Source organism: Pseudomonas sp. R25(2017), assembly GCF_002112565.1.
GTDB classification, from domain to species: Bacteria; Pseudomonadota; Gammaproteobacteria; order Pseudomonadales; family Pseudomonadaceae; genus Aquipseudomonas; species Aquipseudomonas ekonensis.
This window is the reverse complement of sequence record NZ_NEHZ01000009.1, coordinates 216538-238185: the sequence shown is the minus strand read 5'-3', so window position 1 is coordinate 238185 and position 21648 is coordinate 216538. Positions and strand designations below refer to the sequence as shown.

The 21648-nt window shown below is 66.9% G+C and carries 19 protein-coding genes; 11 read left to right on the top strand and 8 right to left on the bottom strand.

All coding sequences use genetic code 11. The annotated features are described in order from the left end of the window. The 6 genes from CAG31_RS14430 (at position 1) to CAG31_RS14405 (ending at position 7147) form a co-directional block, all read left to right on the top strand. Entirely contained in the window at positions 1-861 is an 861-nt protein-coding gene (locus CAG31_RS14430) for an ABC transporter ATP-binding protein (RefSeq protein ID WP_085582183.1), read from the top strand. Between the two features lie 20 nt (positions 862-881). Continuing rightward, entirely contained in the window at positions 882-1748 is an 867-nt protein-coding gene (locus CAG31_RS14425) for an ABC transporter permease (RefSeq protein ID WP_085582181.1), read from the top strand. 182 nt (positions 1749-1930) lie between these two features. After that, entirely contained in the window at positions 1931-2848 is a 918-nt protein-coding gene (locus CAG31_RS14420; RefSeq protein WP_085582179.1) for a LysR family transcriptional regulator, read from the top strand. 157 nt (positions 2849-3005) lie between these two features. Then, the gene (locus CAG31_RS14415) at positions 3006-4529 is read left to right on the top strand and encodes an MFS transporter (protein ID WP_085582177.1); all 1524 of its coding nucleotides are present in this window, start codon (positions 3006-3008) and stop codon (positions 4527-4529) included. 18 nt (positions 4530-4547) lie between these two features. Continuing rightward, entirely contained in the window at positions 4548-5618 is a 1071-nt protein-coding gene (locus CAG31_RS14410; RefSeq protein WP_085582175.1) for an HlyD family secretion protein, read from the top strand. Beyond that, positions 5615-7147 carry an efflux transporter outer membrane subunit gene (locus CAG31_RS14405; protein WP_256575529.1) on the top strand — a complete coding sequence of 511 codons (1533 nt, stop codon included), beginning with the start codon at positions 5615-5617 and terminating at the stop codon, positions 7145-7147. The genes CAG31_RS14410 and CAG31_RS14405 overlap by 4 nt, the downstream gene beginning before the upstream one ends. Before the next feature lie 91 nt (positions 7148-7238). On the opposite strand, the gene CAG31_RS14400 is transcribed toward CAG31_RS14405, so the two are convergent. Further along, positions 7239-7544, bottom strand: a complete 306-nt coding sequence (locus CAG31_RS14400; RefSeq protein ID WP_085582173.1) for an XRE family transcriptional regulator — start codon at positions 7542-7544, stop codon at positions 7239-7241. After that, positions 7537-7902 carry a type II toxin-antitoxin system RelE/ParE family toxin gene (locus CAG31_RS14395; RefSeq protein ID WP_085582171.1) on the bottom strand — a complete coding sequence of 122 codons (366 nt, stop codon included), beginning with the start codon at positions 7900-7902 and terminating at the stop codon, positions 7537-7539. The genes CAG31_RS14400 and CAG31_RS14395 overlap by 8 nt, the downstream gene beginning before the upstream one ends. 169 nt (positions 7903-8071) lie before the next feature. Here CAG31_RS14395 and CAG31_RS14390 point away from each other — a divergent pair, with 169 nt between their 5' ends. Genes CAG31_RS14390 through CAG31_RS14375 form a run of 4 tightly spaced genes read left to right on the top strand, consistent with a single transcriptional unit; the run spans position 8072 to position 12777 of the window. Further along, the gene (locus CAG31_RS14390; protein ID WP_085582169.1) at positions 8072-8854 is read left to right on the top strand and encodes an efflux RND transporter periplasmic adaptor subunit; all 783 of its coding nucleotides are present in this window, start codon (positions 8072-8074) and stop codon (positions 8852-8854) included. Further along, positions 8851-10170: an efflux RND transporter periplasmic adaptor subunit gene (locus CAG31_RS14385; protein WP_085582167.1), complete on the top strand. Its 1320-nt coding sequence runs from the start codon at positions 8851-8853 to the stop codon at positions 10168-10170. Before CAG31_RS14390 ends, CAG31_RS14385 begins: the two co-directional genes overlap by 4 nt. Then, entirely contained in the window at positions 10171-12267 is a 2097-nt protein-coding gene (locus CAG31_RS14380) for a biotin/lipoyl-binding protein (RefSeq protein ID WP_085582165.1), read from the top strand. 12 nt (positions 12268-12279) lie between these two features. Further along, positions 12280-12777: a GNAT family N-acetyltransferase gene (locus CAG31_RS14375; protein ID WP_085582163.1), complete on the top strand. Its 498-nt coding sequence runs from the start codon at positions 12280-12282 to the stop codon at positions 12775-12777. Between the two features lie 12 nt (positions 12778-12789). Here CAG31_RS14375 and CAG31_RS14370 read toward each other — a convergent pair whose 3' ends face one another. The 6 genes from CAG31_RS14370 to CAG31_RS14345 form a co-directional block, all read right to left on the bottom strand. Next, positions 12790-14976 (bottom strand): lipase family protein, encoded by a 2187-nt coding sequence (locus CAG31_RS14370; protein WP_085582161.1) that lies wholly within the window; start codon positions 14974-14976, stop codon positions 12790-12792. Between the two features lie 11 nt (positions 14977-14987). Continuing rightward, the gene (locus CAG31_RS14365) at positions 14988-15761 is read right to left on the bottom strand and encodes a hypothetical protein (protein WP_085582159.1); all 774 of its coding nucleotides are present in this window, start codon (positions 15759-15761) and stop codon (positions 14988-14990) included. Continuing rightward, on the bottom strand, positions 15758-16612 hold the full coding sequence (locus CAG31_RS14360; protein ID WP_085582157.1) for a DUF4123 domain-containing protein: 855 nt from the start codon (positions 16610-16612) through the stop codon (positions 15758-15760). Before CAG31_RS14360 ends, CAG31_RS14365 begins: the two co-directional genes overlap by 4 nt. Then, positions 16609-18690: a type VI secretion system tip protein VgrG gene (locus CAG31_RS14355; RefSeq protein ID WP_085582155.1), complete on the bottom strand. Its 2082-nt coding sequence runs from the start codon at positions 18688-18690 to the stop codon at positions 16609-16611. The genes CAG31_RS14360 and CAG31_RS14355 overlap by 4 nt, the downstream gene beginning before the upstream one ends. 147 nt (positions 18691-18837) lie before the next feature. Further along, positions 18838-19149, bottom strand: a complete 312-nt coding sequence (locus CAG31_RS14350; RefSeq protein ID WP_085582153.1) for a hypothetical protein — start codon at positions 19147-19149, stop codon at positions 18838-18840. 55 nt (positions 19150-19204) lie between these two features. Then, complete coding sequence (locus CAG31_RS14345) at positions 19205-19792, bottom strand: phage tail protein (RefSeq protein WP_085582151.1); 588 nt, start codon at positions 19790-19792, stop codon at positions 19205-19207. 233 nt (positions 19793-20025) lie between these two features. On the opposite strand from CAG31_RS14345, the gene CAG31_RS14340 reads away from it, so the two are divergent. After that, the gene (locus CAG31_RS14340) at positions 20026-21612 is read left to right on the top strand and encodes a glycosyltransferase family 39 protein (RefSeq protein ID WP_085582149.1); all 1587 of its coding nucleotides are present in this window, start codon (positions 20026-20028) and stop codon (positions 21610-21612) included. Positions 21613-21648 lie beyond the last annotated feature (36 nt).

Genomic DNA, 21648 nt, shown 5'->3' with positions numbered 1-21648 from the left:
ATGAACGCCCCTTTGCAAGGCCACACGGCCAGCAACCGCGCCGCCGGCACTGAAGCGCTGCTGGCGGTCGATCAGGTCAGCCTCGAATACCGCACGCCGCAACGGGTGGTGCGGGCCACCCACCAGGTCAGTTTCGAGGTCGATCCGGCGGATCGCTTTGTCCTGCTCGGCCCCTCCGGCTGCGGCAAGTCCACGCTGCTCAAGGCGGTGGCCGGGTTCATTGCGCCGCGCGAAGGCGAGATCCGCCTGCAAGGCCGGCGCGTGGAGGCGCCGGGGCCGGACCGGATCGTGGTGTTCCAGGAATTCGATCAGCTGCCGCCGTGGAAAACCGTGAAGCAGAACGTAATGTTCCCGCTGCTGGCCTCACGCACGCTGAAGAAAAGGGAAGCGCAAGAGCGCGCCCTGCATTACCTGGAGAAGGTCGGCCTGGCGGCGTTCGCCGATGCCTATCCGCACACCCTGTCCGGCGGCATGAAGGCGCGGGTGGCGATTGCCCGGGCGCTGGCGATGCAGCCGAAGATCCTGCTGATGGACGAGCCCTTCGCCGCGCTGGATGCGCTGACCCGGCGCAAGATGCAGGAAGAGCTGTTGCGGCTCTGGGAAGAGGTGCGCTTCACGCTGCTGTTCGTCACCCACTCCATCGAGGAGGCGCTGGTGGTCGGCAACCGCATCCTGCTGCTGTCGCCGCATCCGGGCAGGGTGCGGGCCGAGGTGCACAGCCATCAGTACGATCTGCACAGTCTGGGCGGCATCGCGTTCCAGGAGTCGGCGCGGCGCATCCACCGTCTGCTGTTCGACGAAGGCCAGTCGCCGGAGACCGCGCAGGTCTTGGACTTCACCGACATCCGCATCGCCTATTGAGCGGCCAGGAGCATTGCCCGATGAACCCTTCATCTTCTTCGCGTCATGAGTTCGAAACGGTGCTGGAGCCGCTGACCCGTGTGCCGGTCGAGCGCGAACTGGCGCTCGGCCAGCGGTTGTGGCAGCAGGGTTGGCTGCGCAAGAGCATCATCCTGCTGGTGCTGGCGGTGCTTTGGGAGGCAGTCGCCCGGGTGCAGAACAACGATCTGCTGCTGCCGAGTTTCCTGCAGACCGCCCACGCCCTGTACGACGGCCTGCTCAGCGGCGAGCTGCCGGGCAAGGTGTGGATCTCCCTGCTGGTGTTGCTCAAGGGTTACCTGATCGGCATCGTGCTGGCGTTCGCCCTGACCACCCTGGCGGTCTCGACCCAACTGGGGCGCGACCTGTTGAGCACGCTGACCTCGATGTTCAACCCGCTGCCGGCCATCGCTCTGCTGCCGCTGGCGTTGCTGTGGTTCGGCCTGGGCCAGAACAGCCTGATCTTCGTGCTGGTGCATTCGGTGCTGTGGGCGCTGGCGCTGAACACCTATGCCGGTTTCCTTGGCGTGTCGGAAACCCTGCGCATGGCCGGGCGCAACTACGGTCTGAAGGGCATGCGTTTTGTGCTGTCCATCCTGATTCCGGCGGCGCTGCCGTCGATCCTCGCCGGCCTGAAGATCGGCTGGGCGTTCGCCTGGCGCACCTTGATCGCCGCTGAGCTGGTGTTCGGCGCCGCCAGCGGCAAGGGCGGCCTGGGCTGGTACATCTTCCAGAACCGCAACGAGCTGTACACCGACAAGGTGTTCGCCGGGCTTGCGGTGGTGATCCTGATCGGGTTGCTGGTGGAGAACCTGGTGTTCGATACGCTGGAGCGGGTGACCGTGAAGAAGTGGGGAATGCAACGCTAGGTGCCGGGTGCCCGGACTGGCCTCATCGCCAGCAGGCTGGCTTCCACAGGGTTCTGCTCCGATGCAAATCCATTGTGGGAGCCAGCCTGCCGGCGATGGCGTCTGTGCAACCGCCGCCGATCCTGAAGCATGTCTGCTAGCATTGCGTGGAAATCAATCCTGATCGGCCATGAGTGCTTGCGATGCAACTCCCGGACATGAACCTGCTGGTCTCCCTCGACGCCCTGCTCAACGAAGGCAGCGTGGTCGGCGCGGCGCGGCGGATGAACCTCAGCCCGGCGGCCATGAGCCGCACCCTCACGCGGATCCGCGAGGCCATCGGCGACCCGGTGCTGGTGCGTGCCGGCCGGGGCCTGGTGCCCACGCCCAAGGCGCTGGAGCTGCGCGAACAGGTGCGCGATGTGGTCGAGCGGGCCGCGCTGCTGTTCCGCTCGGCGGACACCGTGGAGCTGGGCACCTTGCGCCGGCGCTTCAGCATCCGCGCCAACGATTTTTTTGTCGGCGTCTATGGCGGCAAGCTGTTCGATACCCTCGACCGTCAGGCGCCGCACTGCGAGTTGCGCTTCGTCCCCGAGGGCGACGGCGACGATGAGGCGCTGCGCGAAGGGCGGATCGACCTGAGCGTGAGCAACACCCGCCCGGTGATGCCGGAGGTGAAGGTGCAGAACCTGTTCTCCACCCACTTCGTCGGCCTGGTGCGCGAAGACCATCCGTTGTTCGACGCTGAAATCACCGCCGAGCGCTACGCCGCGTTCTCCCACATCAGCATGTCCCGCCGGGGCATCGCCCGCGGCCCCATCGACACGGCGCTCAACGCCTTGGGGCTGGAGCGGCGGGTGGCGGTGATCGCCCCGAGCTTTCACGCCGCGATGTTCGCCTTGCCGGACTCCGACCTGATCCTGCCGGTGCCCCGGGAAGCCTTGCTGAGCGTGCGGCGGCTGGGGCTGAAGCTGCGTCCCTTTGACTTGCCGATCCCGTTGCCGACCCTGATGCTGACCCAGGCCTGGCACCCGCGCTTCGACAAGGATCCGGCCCACCGCTGGCTGCGCGAGACCCTCAAGGCGTGCTGCGACGAGACCTGGCGTGCCGCGCGGCCCTGAGCGCACCTGATCCGTAGGGGCGCCATCGCCAGCAGGCTGGCGCCCACAACGCAAACGGTTGCGTCAGATGCACTTATAAGCTGTCGATAAGTCAGTTTTCGTCAACATTAAGCCTCACTACCATGCTCCGGTATTCAATCAACCGGAGTGTGCGTTCATGACATCCCTGACGGTGCCGGCCCCTGGGGCCGCGACCGCTGCGGCGCCGGTGTTCGGAGCGCGGATCATCATCGGCCTGGTCGGTGTGCTGCTGGCGGTGCTGGTGTCGGGCCTCAACGAAATGGTGACCAAGGTCGCCCTGGCCGACATCCGCGGCGCCCTGGGCATCGGCTACGACGAAGGCACCTGGCTCGTCGCCAGCTACACCGCGACCTCGGTGGCGGCGATGGCGTTCGCGCCGTGGTGCTCGGTGACGTTTTCGCTGCAGCGTTTCACCCTGTGCGCCATCGCTGTGTTCACCCTGCTCGGTGTGCTTTGCCCGTTCGCCCCCAACTACGAAAGCCTGCTGCTGATGCGCACCCTGCAAGGGCTGGCCGGCGGCGCGTTGCCGCCGATGCTCATGACCGTGGCGCTGCGTTTCTTGCCGCCCGGCGTCAAGCTCTACGGCCTGGCCGGCTACGCGTTGACCGCCACGTTCGGCCCGGGCCTGGGCACGCCGCTGGCCGGGCTGTGGACCGAGCACGTCGGCTGGCAGTGGACGTTCTGGCAGATCATCGTGCCGTGCCTGATCGCCATGGCCGCCGTGGCCTACGGCTTGCCGCAGGATCCGCTGCGCCTGGAGCGCCTGAAGGCGTTCAACTGGAGGGGCCTGCTGCTGGGGTTTCCGGCGATCTGCATGCTGGTGATCGGGCTGCTGCAAGGCAATCGCCTGGACTGGTTCGAGTCGGACCTGATCTGCGGCCTGCTCGGCGCCGGTGCGCTGCTGCTGGTGGCGTTCCTGGTCAACGAGTGGTCGCAGCCGATCCCGTTCTTCAAATTGCAGATGCTGGGCATCCGCAACCTGTCGTTCGCCCTGCTGACCTTGGCCGGGGTGCTGGTGATCCTGCTGGCGGTGATCCTGATCCCTTCCAGCTACCTGGCCCAGGTGCAGGGTTACCGCCCGGTGCAGACCGCGCCGATCATGCTGCTGGCGGCGTTGCCGCAACTGATCGCGCTGCCGCTGGTGGCGGCGCTGTGCAACCTGCGCTGGGTCGATTGCCGCTGGGTGCTGGGGCTTGGCCTGAGCATGCTGGCGCTGTCGTGCCTGGGCGGCTCGCAGCTGACGTCGGCGTGGATCCGTGACGATTTCTACGTCCTGCAATGGCTGCAGATCTTCGGGCAGCCGATGGCGGTGCTGCCGCTGCTGATGCTCTCCACCGGCAGCATCACGCCGCTGGACGGACCGTTCGCCTCGGCCTGGTTCAACACCGTGAAAGGCCTGGCGGCGGTGATCGCCACCGGGGTGATCGAGGCGCTGACCACCGCGCGGCTGCATTTCCACTCGACGATGCTGGTGGACCGCCTCGGCAACTCGCCCCTGGCCGAACCCGACGGCGCCGGCCTCGCCCACCGCCTGCACGAGCAGGCGGTGGTGCTGACCTCCTCGGATCTTTACCTGTGCATGGCCGGCGTCGCGGTGGCGCTGATCCTGCTGATTTTCTGGCTGCCGACGCGGATCTTTCCGCCCCGTGCGCCGACCTGACTGGAACTGAAGGTTTTTATGACGACTCAAGCAAAGCAAAAACTCGCGGTCGCCGTGGCGGCCGCATTGGCCGTCGGCGTGCTGCTGCACCTGGCGGTGCCGGGCCTGTTCGGCAAACGCACCCAGCAGAACACCAACGACGCCTACGTGTCCGCCGACTACACCCTGGTGGTGCCGCGGGTGGCGGGGTTCATCAAGCAAGTGCTGGTGGAGGACAACCAGCAGGTCAAGGCCGGGCAATTGCTGGCGCTGATCGACGACCGCGACCTGCGCGCCGCCGCCGAAGCCGCCGATGCGCAGACCCAGGTCGCCCGTGCGCAACTGCAGAACGCCAAGGCCACCCTGGAGCGCCAGGCGTCGGTGATCGCCCAGGCCCAGGCCTCGGTGGTGGCGGCCAAGGCGGAAATGGCCTTCGCCCAACAAGAATTGAACCGCTACAGCCACCTGGCCGGCGTCGGGGCCGGCACCGTGCAGAACGCGCAGCAGGCGCGCACCCGCATCGATCAGGCCACGGCGCGGCTGGACACCGCCACGGCGGTGCTGGCGGCGGAACGCAAGCAGGTGGAGATTCTCACCGCCCAGCGCGATGCCGCCGACGGTGGCCTGAAACGCGCGCAGGCCGCGCTGGAGATCGCCAGCTTCGACCTCTCGTACACCCGCATCACCGCGCCGCAGGACGGCATGATCGGCGAGCGCGCCGTACGGGTCGGCGCCTACGTGACGCCGGGCAGCAAGCTGCTGGCGGTGGTGCCGCTGCAGCAGGCCTACGTGGTGGCCAACTTCCAGGAAACCCAGTTGACCGACGTGCAACCGGGGCAGGACGTGCAGGTGCGGGTCGACAGCCTGGGCGGCGAAGCCCTGAACGGGCGCGTGGAAAGCATCGCCCCGGCCACCGGCGTGACGTTCGCGGCGGTGAAGCCGGACAACGCCACCGGCAACTTCACCAAGGTGGTGCAGCGGATTCCGGTGAAGATCCTGCTGGAGCCGGGTCAGCCGTTGGCCGAGCGGCTGCGGGTGGGCATGTCGGTCGAGGCGAGCATCGACACCGACAGTTCGGTGACGGCGGTGCGTGAGGTGACCCAGCGATGATCACTGTCGACCCGGCCGGCGCCTGCGCGAACGGCCTCGCACACATCGCCCTGCGGGAGCGGGCCTCCTCGCGGATTGGCCAGTGGCCGCTACGCCTTTCGAGCGTTCTGCTCGTCGTCAGTCTCAGCGCCTGCACCGTCGGCCCGGACTTTCGCAAACCGGAGGGCGTGCAGATCGGCGAATGGGCCCAGCCCGCCCGGACCGCCCCGAGCCAAGCGGTGGCCGAGCCCCTGAGCGAACGCTGGTGGGAGGTCTTCCACGACCCGCAACTCTCGGCCCTCACCCAGCGTGCGATGAACAGCAACCTCGACCTGCAGCGCGCCGCCAGCCGTCTGCAACAGAGCCGCGCGGTCCGTCAGGCGATCACCGCCGACCGCTATCCGACCACCGCCGTCACCGGCAGCTATGGGCGCAAGCGCAACAGCGGCGAGGGCCTCAACGACCCGTCGGGGCGCAATGGCGACTCGGCCTTCAACCTGTGGGACGCCGGGTTCTCCGCCTCGTGGGAGCTCGACTTCTGGGGCCGCGTGCGCCGGGAGACCGAAGCCGCCGACGCCAATCTGGAGGTGGCGGAAAACGACCGCCGCGGCGTACTGCTGGCAGTGCTGGCCGACACCGCGCAGAACTACATCCAGCTGCGCGGCGTGCAGAACACCCGCGCCGTCACCGAACAGAACCTGGAGGTCGCCCGGCACAGCCTGAAACTGTCGCAGCTGCGCCTGAACGATGGGGTGGCCACCGACCTGGACGTCGCCGAAGCCGCTGCGCAGGTGGCCGCCATCGAGTCGCGGCTGCCGGCGCTGGAGCAGCGTCAGGCGCAGCTGATCAACGCCATCAGTCTGCTGATGGGTGAACCTCCCCAGGCCCTGTCCAAAGCGTTGTCCGCCGATGCGCCGGTGCCGCAGTCGCCGCCCCAGGTCGCCATCGGCCTGCCGTCGCAACTGGCCGAACGCCGCCCGGACATTCGTCAGGCCGAAGCCCGGCTGCATGCGGCCACCGCCAACATCGGCGTGGCCGAAGGGGATTTCTATCCGCGCATCACGCTGTCCGGCAACCTGGGCTCCCAGGCCATGCAACTGAGCGACTTCGGCTCCTGGGGCTCACGGGCCTTCGCCATCGGTCCGCAACTGAGCCTGCCGTTGTTCGACGGCGGCCGCCTGCGCGGCGTGCTGCAGCTGCGCGAAGCCCAACAGCAGGAGGCGGCGATCGCCTATCAGCAGACCGTGCTGCGCGCCTGGCATGAGATCGACGACCAACTGACGGCCTACAACGCCAGCCAGCACCGCCGCGACAGCCTGGCCGAAGCCGTGCGCCAGAACCGCATCGCCCTGCGCACCGCGCAACAGCAGTACGTCGAAGGCGTGGTCGATTTCGTCAACGTCCTCACCGTGCAGAGCGCGTTGCTGACGACGCAGGAGCAATGGGTGGAAAGCTCCGCCGGCGTGTCGCTGGCGATGGTCGGGCTGTACCGGGCGTTGGGCGGGGGGTGGGAGTCGGTGTATCCGGAGGGGGAGGCGGTGCAGCGCTGAGGCTCATGTGATCGGGCAGGAATTGCCTCACCCGAACGGGCAGCGGATGCGGAACCCGAAAGCCTCGCAGGTTCAATTGAGCCTGGAGGCCTCAACCTGCGAAGTTTTCGATTTTGATCTGCCCGTCGGGAAATGTGGCGATGATTTCGAGCTCGCCGCCCATTGCGCGGATGTAGTTGCGCAAGGTGCTGATGTACATGTCGGTCCGGCGTTCCATTTTCGAGATCGCCGCCTGATTGACGTGCAGTGTTTCGGCGAGCGTCGCCTGGCTCAAGGCTTTGGCCTGCCGCAACTCGTTGAGAGGCATTTCCTTGATGTGTTGTTCGTAGATCGATTCGGCGCGTGCCCGGGCTTCGGGTGTCATGCGCGCTTCGAGTTCGGCAAATTTCTTAGCCATCGTGATAACCCTCTTTGCGCAATGTATCGAGATGCTCGTCGTACAGTCGATCGGCGAGCGGGACATTGACCTCATACCAGCGATCCTGACCGGTTTTGTCTCCGCCGATCAACAGCAATGCGCAGCGCCTCGGATCAAATGCATACAGGATGCGGTAGGGCCGTCCGCCATGTTGGATCCGCAATTCGCGCAGATGGCCATGTCGTGATCCATTGATGGCGCTGCTGTGCGGGAAGCGCAGGCCCGGCCCGAACTGGCCCAGCAGTTTGACGCTTGCGGCCACAGAGCTCTGCTCGCTTTCCGTGAGGTCGTCCCACCAGTTGCCGAACTCGTCGGTGTATTCGATTTCCCAATTCATGGGAAGCAAATATAAGCGCCATGGAATATTCCATAAAGGTTATATTTTCGATGGCTCGACCATAGTCTGTTTCATGGGATTACGCCAGTCTTCGTCGCAATGGTGGCCTTTCGCTTGACGCTAAACCCCGCTGTCGTAGACTCCGCACATCCGACAGGGAGTAGCGGTCATGCAGCGTTTTCGTGGTTGGGTTCTCGGAATGTCCCTTGCAGCGAGTGCAGTTCAGGCGCAACCCCCCGTGCCAGACGATCCGCTGCTGGAAAACGGTGTGGCCGCCCAAGCTGCCGCCAGTGGCAGCGAGGCCCGCGGCGTGCTGCGCGCCCGCGATCAGGCGGTGCTGGCCAGCGAGCTGTCCGGGCGCATCGTCGAGCTGCCGTTCAGCGAGGGCGAGTCGTTCAAGAAGGGCGACACCCTGGCGCGGTTCGATTGTTCGGCCTATCAGGCCCAGCTCAACGCGGCGCAGGCCGCCAGCCGCGGCGCCGGCGAGGAGCTGGCGCACAACCGGCAACTGGCGGCGCTCAACTCCGTCGGGCGGTTCGAGGTGGCGCGGGCCGAGGCCAAGGTCAGCGAGACCCAGGCGCAATCCCAGGTGTATCAGGTGCAGGTCAAGCGCTGCAGCGTGATCGCGCCGTTCGACGGGCAAGTGGTGGAGCGCAAGGTGCAGCGCTATGAGAGCGTGCCGGCGGGTGCGCCGCTTCTGGACGTGGTCGACAACCGCACCCTGGAGATCCACCTGCTGGTGCCGTCGCGCTGGATGGCGCGGCTCAAGCCCGGCCAGACCTTCAGCTTCGTCCCCGATGAGACCGGCAAGCCGATCGATGCCACGGTCAAGCGCCTTGGCGCGCGAATCGATGAAGGCAGCCAGACCCTGCTGCTGGTGGCCACGCTGCCGAACGCCACCGGCCTGCTCGCCGGCATGAGCGGCACCGCACGCTTTGCGGAGCTCAATTGAACGCCCCGGCGGGGGGCGGCGCCGAGCAGGTGTTCGCCCGCTTCCTTGACCTCGAACGGCAGATCCGCGCGGCCCGCGACGTTCCACAACTGGCCTACAGCCTGGTCAATGACGGGCAGTCGCTGTTCGGCTATCGCCACGCGACACTGTTGATTGCCGGCAAGGTGCAGGCCGTCACCGGGGTCAGTGCGGTGGAGCCGAACGCGCCGTTCGTGGCGTTCGTCGAGCAGGCGGTGGCGCAGCTGTTCAAGCAGGATGTGCTGAAGCAGGCACGGGTGATTGCGCCGTCGATGGTCAGTGAGCCGATCCGGGCCGACTGGCAGAGCCTGTCGGCGCTGCAGGTGTTCTGGCTGCCGCTGATCGACCGTCACGGCGAGGTGTTCGGCGGTTTGTGGCTGGCCCGGGACGTGCCGTGGAACCCCTCCGAACAAGTCCTGCTGTCGCAACTGGGCGACACCTGCAGCCATGCCTGGCTGGCCTTGCAGCCGCGCAAGCCGTGGCGGTTGCGCTGGACGCGCAAGCGCCAGGCGGCATTGGCGGCGCTGGTGCTGCTCGGCCTGTTGGTGCCGGTGCGCCAGTCGGTGCTGGCGCCGGCCGAGGTGGTGCCGTTGGGCGGCCGCGTGGTCGCCGCGCCGCTGGACGGGGTGATCGCCGAATTCCGGGTCAAGCCCAACCAGAGCGTGAAGGCCGGCGACCTGCTGCTGCGCTTCGACAGCACGACCCTCAAGGCCCAGGCCGACGTCGCCGAGCGTGCCCTGGGCGTCGCTGAAGCCGAGCTCAAATCCAATTCCCAGCGCTCGTTCGCCGATGCCGAGTCCAGTTCCCGGGTGGATCTGCTGGCCGCCCGGGTCGAGCAGAAGCGCGCCGAGCGCGATTACGCCCGCGAACTGCTCAACCGCAGCGAAGTGCGTGCCGAGCGTGACGGCATCGCCGTGTTCGCCGACGCCGAACGCTGGACCGGCAAACCGGTGCAGACCGGCGAACGGCTGATGGAGATCGCCGACCCGAGCCAGGCCGAGCTGCGCATCGAGCTGGCGGTGGGCGACGCCATCGCGCTGGAGCCCGGCGCGCAGATTTCGCTGTTTCTCGACAGCGACCCGCTGCAACGTCACCTCGCCACCCTCGAACGCTCGGCCTACGAGGCGCAGCCCACCGCCGGCGGCCAACTGGTCTATCGGCTGGACGCCGGCTTCACCGAGGCGCCGCCGCGGATCGGCTTGCGCGGCACGGCGAAGATTTTCGGCGAGCGTGCGCCGCTGGCGCTGTACCTGCTGCGCCGGCCGTTGGCGGGCCTGCGCCAGAGCGTGGGCCTGTAAATGATCCTGCCGAGCCTGCGCGCCGACCTGCAACTGTCGCCCGCGGCGCCGGCCCTGGACGGTTCGCCGCGCTGGACATTGGCGGATCCGGTGAGCGGTCGCTACTTCAAGCTCGGCGGGGCGGCGATGCGCCTGCTGCGCCACTGGGCGCTGGGCGACGCCGAGCAAGTGCTGCGCGCGGCCAACCGTGAGCCGGGCCTGGCCCTGGACGGCGCCGAGCTTGAGCAATTGCTGACGTTCCTGCGCAGCCACGACCTGATCAGCGCCGTCGACGATCAGCAACGCGCCAGCTATCGGCTCAAGGCCTTGGCGCGACGCCAGAGCCTGTGGCAGATCCTGCTTCACCAATACCTGTTCTTTCGCATTCCGCTGTGGCGCCCGGACGCGTTCCTCAACCGCGCCTGGCCGTGGCTTGAGCGTTTTGGCCCCAGGCTTCTGCGCTATGGCCTGCCGGCGTCGCTGGGGCTCGGGGTGTTTCTGGTGTCGCGGGACTGGCAGCGTTTCGTCGGGACGTTCCCGCACCTTTTCAGCCTGGGCGGGGCGATCGCGTTCGGCGTGTCGCTGTTCTTCGCCAAGCTCTGCCACGAGTTCGGCCATGCGTTCATGGCCAAGCGTGCGGGCTGCCGGGTGCAGAGCATGGGCGTGGCGTTCATGGTGCTGCTGCCGATGTTCTACACCGACGTCAGCGACGCCTGGCGGGTCAACGACCGGCGCGCGCGGCTGCTGATCGGTGCCGGCGGGGTGCTGGCGGAACTGCTGCTGGCCTGCCTGGCGTTGCTGGCCTGGTCGCTGTTGCCCGACGGGCCGGGCCGCACGGCGGCGTTCATGCTGGCCAGCGCGACGTGGATCACCACCCTGGTGGTCAACCTCAACCCGTTCATGCGCTTTGACGGCTACTTTCTGCTCAGCGACCTGTGGGAGGTGGACAACCTGCAGGGCCGGGCGTTTGCCCTGTGCCGCTGGCGCCTGCGCGAGTTTCTTTTCGGCTACGGCGCCCCGGCGCCTGAGCCTTGGTCGCCGGCGATGCAGCGGCGTTTGCTGATCTGGGGGTACGGTTCGTGGCTATGGCGTGCGGCGTTGTTTTTCGGGATCGCGCTGGCGGTCTATCACCTGTTCTTCAAGGTGTTGGGGATCTTCCTGATGCTGGTGGAACTGGTGTGGTTCATCTTCTTGCCGATCATGCGTGAGTGGCGCCAGTGGTGGAGCCGCCGCGAACAGGCCCATGCCCCTCGGGTGCTGCTCAGCGGCCTGGCGGTGCTCGGGCTGTTGCTGCTGCTGACCGTGCCGTGGCGCAGCGCCGTGGAACTGCCGGTGATGCTGGAGGGCGGCCGCGCCAGCGCCTTGCATGCGCCGGTGGCGGCGCGGGTCAAGACGGTGAACGTGCGGGACGGGCAACAGGTGGCCCAGGGCGATGTGCTGATCGAACTGGAGTCGTCGGACCTGGATTCGCGCCAGGCCATCGTGCGCAAGGAAATCCAGATCCAGCAATTGCTCATGCGCCGTCAGGCCGGGCGCAGCGAAACCGCCGCCGACGCCGGCATCGTCGAGCAGCGGCTGGCCGAGGCCGTGGCGGACTACCGCGGCTTGAGCGCCCAGCGCGAGCGCCTGCTGCTGCGCGCGCCCCATGCCGGCACCGTGCGCGACCTGCTGCCGAACCTGGCGCCCGGCCGCTGGTTGTCCACCAAGGACGCGCTGGCCCGGGTGGTCGAGGACGGCACGCGCCTGCGTGGCTATCTGGCGGAGGCCGAGCTGTGGCGGGTCAAGCCCGGCGCCACCGGGCGGTTCATCGCCGACGATCCGATGCACCCGGCCATCGCCGTGCGGCTGGACGAAATCGACACCAACGGCGTGGCCTACGTCGATCAGGAGGCGCTGACGTCTGATCACCATGGGCCGATCGCAGTGCGCCGAGACGTGCAGCAGCGGGCCGAACCGGTGCAGGCGCAGTACGGCGCGCGCCTGGAGGCGTTGGATCGGCTGCCGATGCCGGCGCAGCCCCTGCGCGGCGTGGTGGTGCTGCAGGGCAGCGGCGAGTCGCTGCTGGGGGTGGCCTGGCGCCGGTTGGCGGCGCTGGGCGTCAGGGAAAGCGGTTTCTAGGAGGGCATGACGATGGCGGACAACACGAATGTCGCGGCGGACGGTCTGGTGGTGCGGCCTTCGCGGCCTACCGACGGGCCGTTCCTGCACAGCCTTTACCAGTCGGCGCGGCCGGACCTGCAATGGATCGACGGCGAGCAGGAGTTCGTCCAGCAGATCGTCGGCCAGCAGTTCCAGGCGCAGGAACTGGGCATGGGTGAACACTACCCCAATGCCATGCATTACGTGGTCGAAAAGCTCGGCACGGCCATCGGCTCGTTGAGCACCGATTTCGGCGCCAACGAAGTCCGCGTGCTGTACCTGGCCTTCATCCCTCAGGCCCGCGGCCAAGGCTACGGCCGCGCCGTGCTGCAAGGGGTGCAGAAGGCCGCGCAGCAGATCCGCTGCCCGGTGGCGACGGTGGTGTGGGCGAACAACCCCCATGCGCGCCAGCACTACCTGGCGCTCGGGTTTTCCGTGGAGGAGCGCTCGCCGACGGCGGAGCGGCTGGTGTGGTATCCCCAGGGCTGAGCTTGCCGGCGGCTAAATGATCGAATCGAGGTCGAGGGTGTAGGGTGCGCCGATGGTGCGGCCCGACAGCGTGGCCAGCAGCGGGTCGTCCGCCAGGCTGTCCGGCGCCATGGCCAGCTGTTCCTGCGCAAGATTCTGCGGATGGGCCTGCCAGCGCGGCAGGCTCTCGGCCAGCCGCTGCGGTTGCCCGGCGAGGGAGCCGTAGACGTCTTCGGCCTTGACCCGGCGGTGGCGCAGGGTCGCGAGGCGCTGACGGGTGCTGTCCACCCGGTCGACTTCACGGCTGAGCGCATCGATCTGCTTCTGGTGGGCGCGCACGGCGTTGTCCGGCCGCCCCGTCAGTTCGTTGCGTCGCTTGCGCAACTGCCCGGTGATGCGCTGGAGCGCCGATTCGATGTGTTCGAACTCGCGGTCGGTGACCAGCGAACGCCCCGCTTCCTGCGCCTCCTGCCAACGCCGCAAGGCCGCCCAGCACGCTGGGATGTACGCTCCGGTCATCGAATGGTGCCCGCCGTCGAGCAGTTGCTTGAGCAACGACGGCCGATCCGGCAGGCCGTGGCGCTGGCGCACCGCCACTTCGCAGGCCGCGTGCTGGGTGATGGTGTCGCAACCCGGCGCCCACAGGATCGACGACACCTGCCCCTGCCCGAACTCCACCGGCATGGCGTGGCGCAGGGCACCGTGGTGGCCGTAGGCTTCGCCCGTCCAGTTGGTGATGCCGGCGACGAACAGCGACAGGCCGACGGGCACATTGACGAACGTCAGCGCCGCCCCCGCGCCGTAGACATCGGCCTTGGTGTTCATCCAACTGCCGGGCACGCTGGGCACCGGGTCGTTGTGGTTGACCATGCGGTAATGCACCAGCTCGCCCGCGGCCTCGACGAAACGGCGGTCGCCGGCGCGGGGGGCGCCGTAGGTGTAGAGCTGGATGTCGTAGTTGAATCCGGCCCTTCGACGGAGCATTTCAGACAAGAGCAGGGTGATCGCGCCACCAAGGCTGTGGCCGCAGATGAGGAGTTTTTGGCCGACGTGGAATTTCTCGAGGTACGCCACCACGAAGTCATAGGCTTTCTGGGCGGCTTGGTAGAACCCCCGATGGACTTGCCCTTCGCCTTCCTCAAACGGCACTTGCAGCGCATCTGCGTCACGCAAGCCGTCGGGGATTTTCTCGGCGGTGCCGCGCACGGCGATCAGTATCAGTTCGTCGTTGTGGGTGATGAAGGCTTGGGTGTCGGTGCTGTCTTTATCACCGACATCATCTAGAAAGTGAACGCTGGCCGGGTGTTCCAGTTCGCCTTCCGGTGTTGGCCGGTTTTCGGCGTAAAGGATCGGGTCGAACGGTATGATTTCCAGCCGTCTGGAGTACGGCACATCTTCGTAGAGCGGGTAAAAGGCTGTGGTCTGTGCGCTATCGACTTTCCAGAGTTCTTCGCACTTGGCCAGTGCATCGCCGAACCAGTTGCCGACGCTGGGCTGAAGCGAGAACTTCAGGGTTTGTGTATCGGCGGAAGGGATTGCGGGTTGTTGGCCGAAAGGGCTGTAGCTCAAGGTCGCCATCAATGCGAGCTGGTAAAGGTTGAGCGCACAGAACGACGTGTCTGTGGACAACAGGGGGCGCAATGCCCTCAGCGGACGCACTTCAAGCACCGTGTGCCGGTTCGGCATCAGGGCGGCCCCTAGCTTGCCGTGCTCGCGCATGATGGCCGCGCACCCCGAGTCGAGGGGGAAATGGCGGATCACCTCCGGCGGCAGGTGCGAAACGTGTCTGACCAGATGCCGGACTTCTACCTGAAAGTAATCGACGCCGTCGGCCAATGCGGGCCGTTCGCGTGTGCGGGTGGAGTCCGGGTTCAGGTAGCGGGTCTTCTCGGCGCGAACCTGGAGTTCAGTAATCTTGAGTGGGTAATGCGGCCTTTCCTTGAGTCTCAAGTAGACCGCCTCCTTTCCCTCGTAGGCTTGTTCAAATAACAATGAAACAGGCCCGGCAAAATGGTTCTCTAATTTGCCGATGCCTTTTGCGTCTAAGTTACCTGCATATCTCATTCCTTCTGAGTCAGTAGCGATATAGGCCAGTCCGGCATAAGGCTCGCTCGAGCAGAACTCATCGATCAATTGAAAGCTGATCCATTTACCCCCAGTTGGACAAGCCAGCATACGGTTGCTCAAGGGATGTTCCAAATTCATCTCAAGTGATGTCATGTTGAACCTCCTTATTCCGTGCAGCCCGGATAAATGGTGCAAACGCGACCATCCGGCATTCTAAAAATGCTGAAGTCGGTGTAGTTGCCATGGCAGTAAGCCTCTTGATCTTCGTAACCGTCACCGAGGCAACGCTTCCAGCCGTTGGGCACTTTCACCCAAGTGTCTCCCCAACCCGGTTTTTCCTCCTTCGCCAACTTGACCTTCAACTTCACGGTCTTACCCGGCAATTGGTCGAGGGTATAGGCGGAGAAGGTCTTGCCCTGTTTGCGGGCGCCTTGATCGTCGGATGTCGTGCAATCAAGGATTTTCACGATGCGCCGGCTTGCGCCTGCGGTGCGAAACCACCATTCGCACTGGCTGTAGATGAAGCTTTCACCCTCTGGGTTGAAGGTGTTCTTGTAGCGCTCCTCCAGCACGTCACGAATGATGACCATGCCCTCGTCACGACCGAAATCACCGCGCTCCTTGCCATACTTCGCATAGATTTGCAGGGCGATTTTCCTGACCACCAACGGGCAGCCCTTGACGGTCTTGCGAACAGTGATTTCAGCATCGGGCCGGTAGTCCGTCCGCCACTGGCTGTTGAACACCGGTGCCAGGTTGTCGCGCCTTTCGACGGTGCAGGTCTGGCCTTTTTCAGGGACGTAATGAACCGCCGCCACATAGGCAAACCCCGGCGGCAGGTCGGCGGTGAACGTGAAGGTGTTGGGTTCCCCCGCCGCGCACCCCATGAGCATCGCCAAGCTGCCGTACACCCCGGCACCCTTGATCCAAAGCCTCATGGCGCGTCCTCCCCTGACCAGTGTCTCGACAACTGACAGACCCGCTCGAAATGCTCGTCCGGAGACTCGTCCGGCCCCGGTCGCCAATGCGGCGCGAGTTCATGGGCCGGGGCCTGCAGGCTTTGCAGCAGGAGAAACTCCAGCCGCTGCGGGGCCGTCCAGCCCCAGGCGTCGGCCAGCGCCAGCCGTGCGCGCAGCCAGGTGTGCGGATCCTCCGAGCGGGCCAGGTCGGCGTAGGCCTGAACGTGTCCGGCCAGCAGGAAGCGGTGGGCGTTGGCCAGGCGGACGTCCAGGGTCTGCTCATCAGGCAGCGGCAGTTGCAGCCACGGCGGCGAATCCGGCACGGGGTAGGTGCCCGGCGCCGGGTTGTCGACGGACTGCCAGTGCGAGCCGTGCCAATGGCACACGCTGATGGCCGGCCCCAGGTACGCCGGCAAGGCCTCGGCGGGCAGGTGCGCCAGGGCCCGGGCCAGCACCCGGGCGTCGTGGAAGCGGTACAGCGCCTGATGAGGGCGGGTGCCGACGATCAGCCGCTCCTGCCAATGCCTGACCCACCCGGGCAGCCCACCCTGATCCAGGCTGGCCAACCAGCCCCAATGGGTGTGGGGCCTGTCGAGCAAGGCGTCGAGGCGACGGTCGTCGGGCCGCTCGAAGGTGAAGACGTAGGGGCCGGCGTCGGCCAGTTCGGCCACAACGGTTTCGCCGTAGACGCTGCGGAACTGTTCGTAGCGGCTGCTCTTGAGCCAGCGCTGGCGCATGTCGCGTTCGTTCTGCGAGTCGAGGACCAGGCACAAGAGGCGGTCGGCGCGGTGCTGTTCGGCCAGCCAGGGCAGTGCGGTGGAGTTCGTCATACCGCCGCTCCCGGCACCGGGCAGGCGCCGTCGCGGCAGGCTTCGCAGATCGGGCAGAAGTCTGCCCCCAGGGCTTTGCTGGCAGCCATCAGGCCCGGTTGCGAAGGCGCCACCAACGGCGGCAGCGGCGGTGCCGGCGCTGCGTCCGCGATGCCCTCGGGCTGCAGCGGCGGCGCGTGCAGGAAGGATGCCGGTGCGCCGCCGATCTGCAGGTCGGTGCTGGCCAGGATCCCGCGATGGTCGACCAGCAGGTGCTCGCCGCCGACCCTCAGGCTGATGCTTTTTTGAGCTTCCAGAACCAGATGTTCACCGGCGCGCAGGCACAGGTGCCCGGCGGCGTCGACCGTCATGGACGCACCGATCCGGGTGTGGCTGCCGGCGCTGACGTGCAAGTGGTCGCCGGCCTCCAGACGGGTCTTGCGGTCGCCGGTGACGGTGCGGTGCTCCTCGGCCTTCAGCACGCTGATGCTGTTGCCCCGGACGGTTTCCCGGCGTTCGTGGCCGACGTCGAGACGGCTGTCGTTGGCCACCTCCTGGTGCAGGTCGCGCTGGGCGCGCAGGCGGATCAGTTCATGGCCGGCGCGATCCTCGATCATCAGCTCGCTGGAGCCGCCGCTGTCCGGAGAGCTGCGGGAACGGAACACGCTGCGGGTCTTGTGCGTCGGCAGCTCGTAGGGCGGCGGGTTGAGGTTGTTGGTCAGGCAGCCACTGATCACCGGGCGATCGGGGTCGCCGTCGAGGAACGTCACCAGCACTTCCATGCCGACCCTAGGAATGACTGTGCTGCCGTGTGCCTGGCCGGCCCAGGTCTGGGCGGTGCGCAGCCAGCAGCTGCTGTGGGCGTCCCTTCGGCCTTCGCGATCCCAGAAGAACTGCACCTTGACCCGGCCATGGCGGTCGCAGTGGATTTCCTCGCCTGGGGGACCTGTGACCACGGCGGTCTGGGTGCAGCCGATGAGCGGTTTCGGGTGGCGCAGCGGCGGGCGGTAGACCGTGTCCCACGGCGTGGCCACGAAATGGTTGCGGTAGCCCTGGCGCAGTTCGTCGGGTGCGCCTGGGGCGTCAGGGGCGGCGATGTCGCCGCCGTATTCCTCCAGCGCCTCGGGCTGCTGGCCTTCGTGGCGGATCTCGGTCAGCAGCCAAAGGTCGTTGAGACCCGGATCAGGGTGGTCGGACAGCGACAGGAAATGCCCCGGCACCAGTGCCGGCTCGTCGCTGTCTCCGGTGCAGGGGCGGTCGTCGCTGCGGTGGCGTTCCAGGGCCCTCCGGGCGAGCAGCTTGCCGTGGTCGCGTTCGGTAGGGCGGCCGGGGTATTGGTAATCCTCCAGGCCGGGCTGACGGCCCCCCTTCGGCAGGCGGGCGTCGGCTTCCTGCACGATGTGCGCCTTCTCGAAGTCGTAGGCGCGGCGGCTGGCGCTGTCGGGCCGGGTCGTGCGCCGGTCGTCGAAACGCTGGATCGCCGGCCGGTCGGCGACCAGGGCGGCGGGCCGCTTGAACGGCGTCGGCCCGGCCAGCCTGGGGAACACGGTCTGGTCGTCGCCGAACACCAGCAGGTGCCGGTCGCGGCTGTGGCGAAAGTGATAGTGCAGGCCATCTTCCTCGCACAGGCGCTGAATGAAGTGCAGGTCGGATTCCTTGTACTGCACGCAGTACTCGCGGTCCGGCAGCGCGCGGCCGATATGGAAGTGGTGGAGGTCGGCGTGGATGCCGTGCTCCCCGAGCACCTGCGCGATGATCCGGGGGACGCTCAGATGCTGGAAGATCCGCTGGTTGACGCGATGGCGCAGGTTCGCCAGCCGGGGCGTCAGGGTTACGTCGTACCGGGTCAGCCGGTGGCCGATGTCGCCGCGGGCGACCTCCAGGATCTGGCCGTGGCGGCCGGATCCGGCATTGTCGAAGGCCAGGAAGGCCTGCCGCTGCATGAGATCGGCCAGGTCGATGTCCGGCCTCGGGCTGACCAGCCGGATCTCGAAGGCGAACGGCTGGCTGACGGACTCGGTGGCGGTGAAGGACAGCACCCGGAAATCGTGTTTAAGGTCGTCGGTCGAGAAGCGGAAACGCGCGTTGGCATCGAACATCCGTTGTTCCTTGTCCTGTGGCGGAGTCGGAACAACGTAACAAGCGGAACGGCGCAATGATGTCGGACGTTTCCCAATTCATCCGGTTGAAATGCAGGGACTACAGGGCGTTGACTGGTGTCCTACAGCCCGTTCCTGCAAGGGTTTTCAGTTGAAGGAAATGCAGAAATAACCCAACTGCGGATCCCGTCCCATCGGCGGCACCCGTGATACGAAGATGTCGTCCACCCGGCCGAGCTCCGGCAGTTCCAGGGCACACAGGCCGTCGACGAAGGCGGTCGGCTCCAGGCTGTCGAACTCCAGGCTGAACGGCATGCGTTCGCTGTGGCGCAGCTTGGCCGAAGGGATTTCCTCGTAGTGCCGGATGTGGATCGCCAGGGCCGAGCCGTCCGGCAGGTGCAGGGTGCCGGTCTGCCCCAGCAGGGCCTGGAAATGGTGGTTCTGGACTGATTGCAGCATGGTTGGGCTCCGGTGACGGGAAAAACGGCCGGGGGCTTGCGCCCCCGGCGTCCTTTCAGTTGCGCGACGGGAAGATGCCGTTCAGGGCGACGCTGAAGTTCACCACCAGGAACGGGTTCATCACGCCCATCGGCTGGCTGCCGCCCGCTGGGGAGATGTCCCCGGTGACGGTGGTGGTCAGACCCTTGAGCGGCACCGGCGTGGCGCCTTGCGCGTCGGAGTAGATGTTGGCCGAGCCCGGGCCGCCGCCGGAGGCGCCGAGGTAGGCGTTGGTGGCGGTCGGGGTGGTGGCCGGGTTGCTGGCCGGCACGGCCAGCTGCAGGGCGCTGTTGGCCGTCAGACCGGTCATCGCGTGGGTGTGGTTGGGCATATTGGCGATGGTGGCGGTGACGCTTTCGACGCCGGCCACTTCGCCGATGGTGCGCGGCGTCAGGCCCAGGCCGTTGCCCTGCGACATGGGCATGCGCCCCTGCAGGTTGGGCAGCGCGAAGTTGGTCTGGCCGTTGCCGCCGTAATAGGTGCCGAGCAAGGCGAACAAGGCGTTGTACTGTGCGATCGAGAGAATCTGTCCGTTGCACCAGGCCCAGTCCCGTGGAGCGAACTGGAAGGCGAACGGCTGAATCGTACCCATGAATACTTCCATGATTCCTCATCCTTCTGTTGTGTGGTCGGCGCGCCGCGCATCGGCTCTTTTCGCCGGGCAGGTCAGGACGATCCGCCGGTTCCTTCCCGTTGCGCGGGCAGGTCACGCCAAGCCGTAGCGTAGACCCGGATCGGCAGACCTGCCGGATGTCGTCGCTATTGCGCATGGGGGGTGTCGCTGGCCTACAGTGAGCGTTCCGGGGGAATGGTTTAGGGCGGGAAAAGGGGAGGTTGATGGAAGCGCGTCGTGAAACACCGTTCGGGGACGCCCAGGAGCCGTTCGCGGCGCCCAATGCCGGCGTGCGGCGTCTGCTGCGCTGGGCCCGCGAGCATTGGCTGCTGCCGATCCTGCTGCTGGCCGCGGCGGTGCGGTTCTATGACCTCACCGCCGCCGCGGTCTGGGGCGACGAGGGCTCCAGCCTGCTGCTGGCCGCCTATCCGCTGGACGGCATCTGGCGCCATGCGGCGTTCGACGTGCATCCGCCGCTGTACTTCATGCTGCTGCACGGCTGGATCGCGCTGTTCGGCGACGGGATCTTCGCGATCCGCAGTTTCAGCGCCGTGCCCGGCATCGCCACGGTCGCGCTCGGCATGTGGCTGGTGGACCGCTTGGCCACCCGCCGCGCGGCGGTCATGGCCGGGGTGCTGCTGGCGCTGCTGCCGACGGCGGTGCGCTACAGCCAGGAAGTGCGCATGTACGCGCTGCTCGGGCTGTTGCTGGTGGCCGCCACGCTGGCGCTGGTGTGCTGGATCAAGCGCCCTCAGCGGCGCCGCTATCTGGCGGCCTACGCCCTGCTGCTCACGGCCGCGCTCTACACCCATTACTTCGCGGTGCTGGCGGCCCTGAGCCATTGGCTGTACCTGGGGCTGATCCGCTTGCAGCCCGGCCATCGCCTGCGGCACATCCAGCGGCGGGACTGGTGGCTGGCGAACCTGGCCGTCGCCGCGCTCTACCTGCCGTGGCTGCCGAACCTGTTGGGGCTGCTGCAGCACCTGGAGGCGCTCAAGGCCGGCGGGGACGTGGGCTGGGAGGATCCGGTGACGCTCTCGTCGCTGCCGTCGATGATCTGGACCTGGCTGATCCAGGACGACGGCGAACACCTGCCGCTGCCGGTGTTCTGCTCGGTGCCGCTGGCGGTGTTGGCGCTGGGCTGGGTGGCCGTGGCCCGTGACCGCAGCGTGGGGCACGGCAGCGCGCTGCTGGCGCTCTACACCGGCGTGCCGCTGCTGCTGGTGTTTGCGGTGTCCTTCATCTCACCCATGTTCATCGAGCGTTACCTGACGGCCTATGCGCTGGGCCTGCCGATGCTCGCCGCCGTGGCCGTCGACCGGCTGTACGCCGGCGCGCGCGTGCTGGCGGTGGCGGCGCTGGTGTCGTTCGCCGGGGTCGAGATGATCGGCGTGAACGCCAACGCCACGGTCGACCCCAATGACCAGTTCAGCGTCATGGTCGATCATGTCAACCGGCATTACGCCGCCGGCGACCGGATCGTCACCAGCGACATGCTCTGGTACTTGAGTTACGTCTACTACAACCGCACCGATGCCCAGGTGCGGCTGTTCACCCCGCCCGCCGCCGATGGTCGTCCGACCCGCCCGAACAGCTACGGCTTCGGCACGTTGGTGAGCGCCGACGTGTACCTGGACCGCCTCGCCGATCTGCCCGAGGGCAGCCGGCGGGTCTGGCTGATCGGCACGCTCGACGATCCGGCCGAGTTCGGCCCGTTGCCCGACGGATGGCAGCGCGTCAGCGAAGTGCATGCCGGCGGTGCCTACGCTCGCCTGTATGTGCGGCCAAGTGCCGACAAACCGGGAGGATGAGCGCTTAAACGATTCACCGGGGCAGTCATTCGCGAA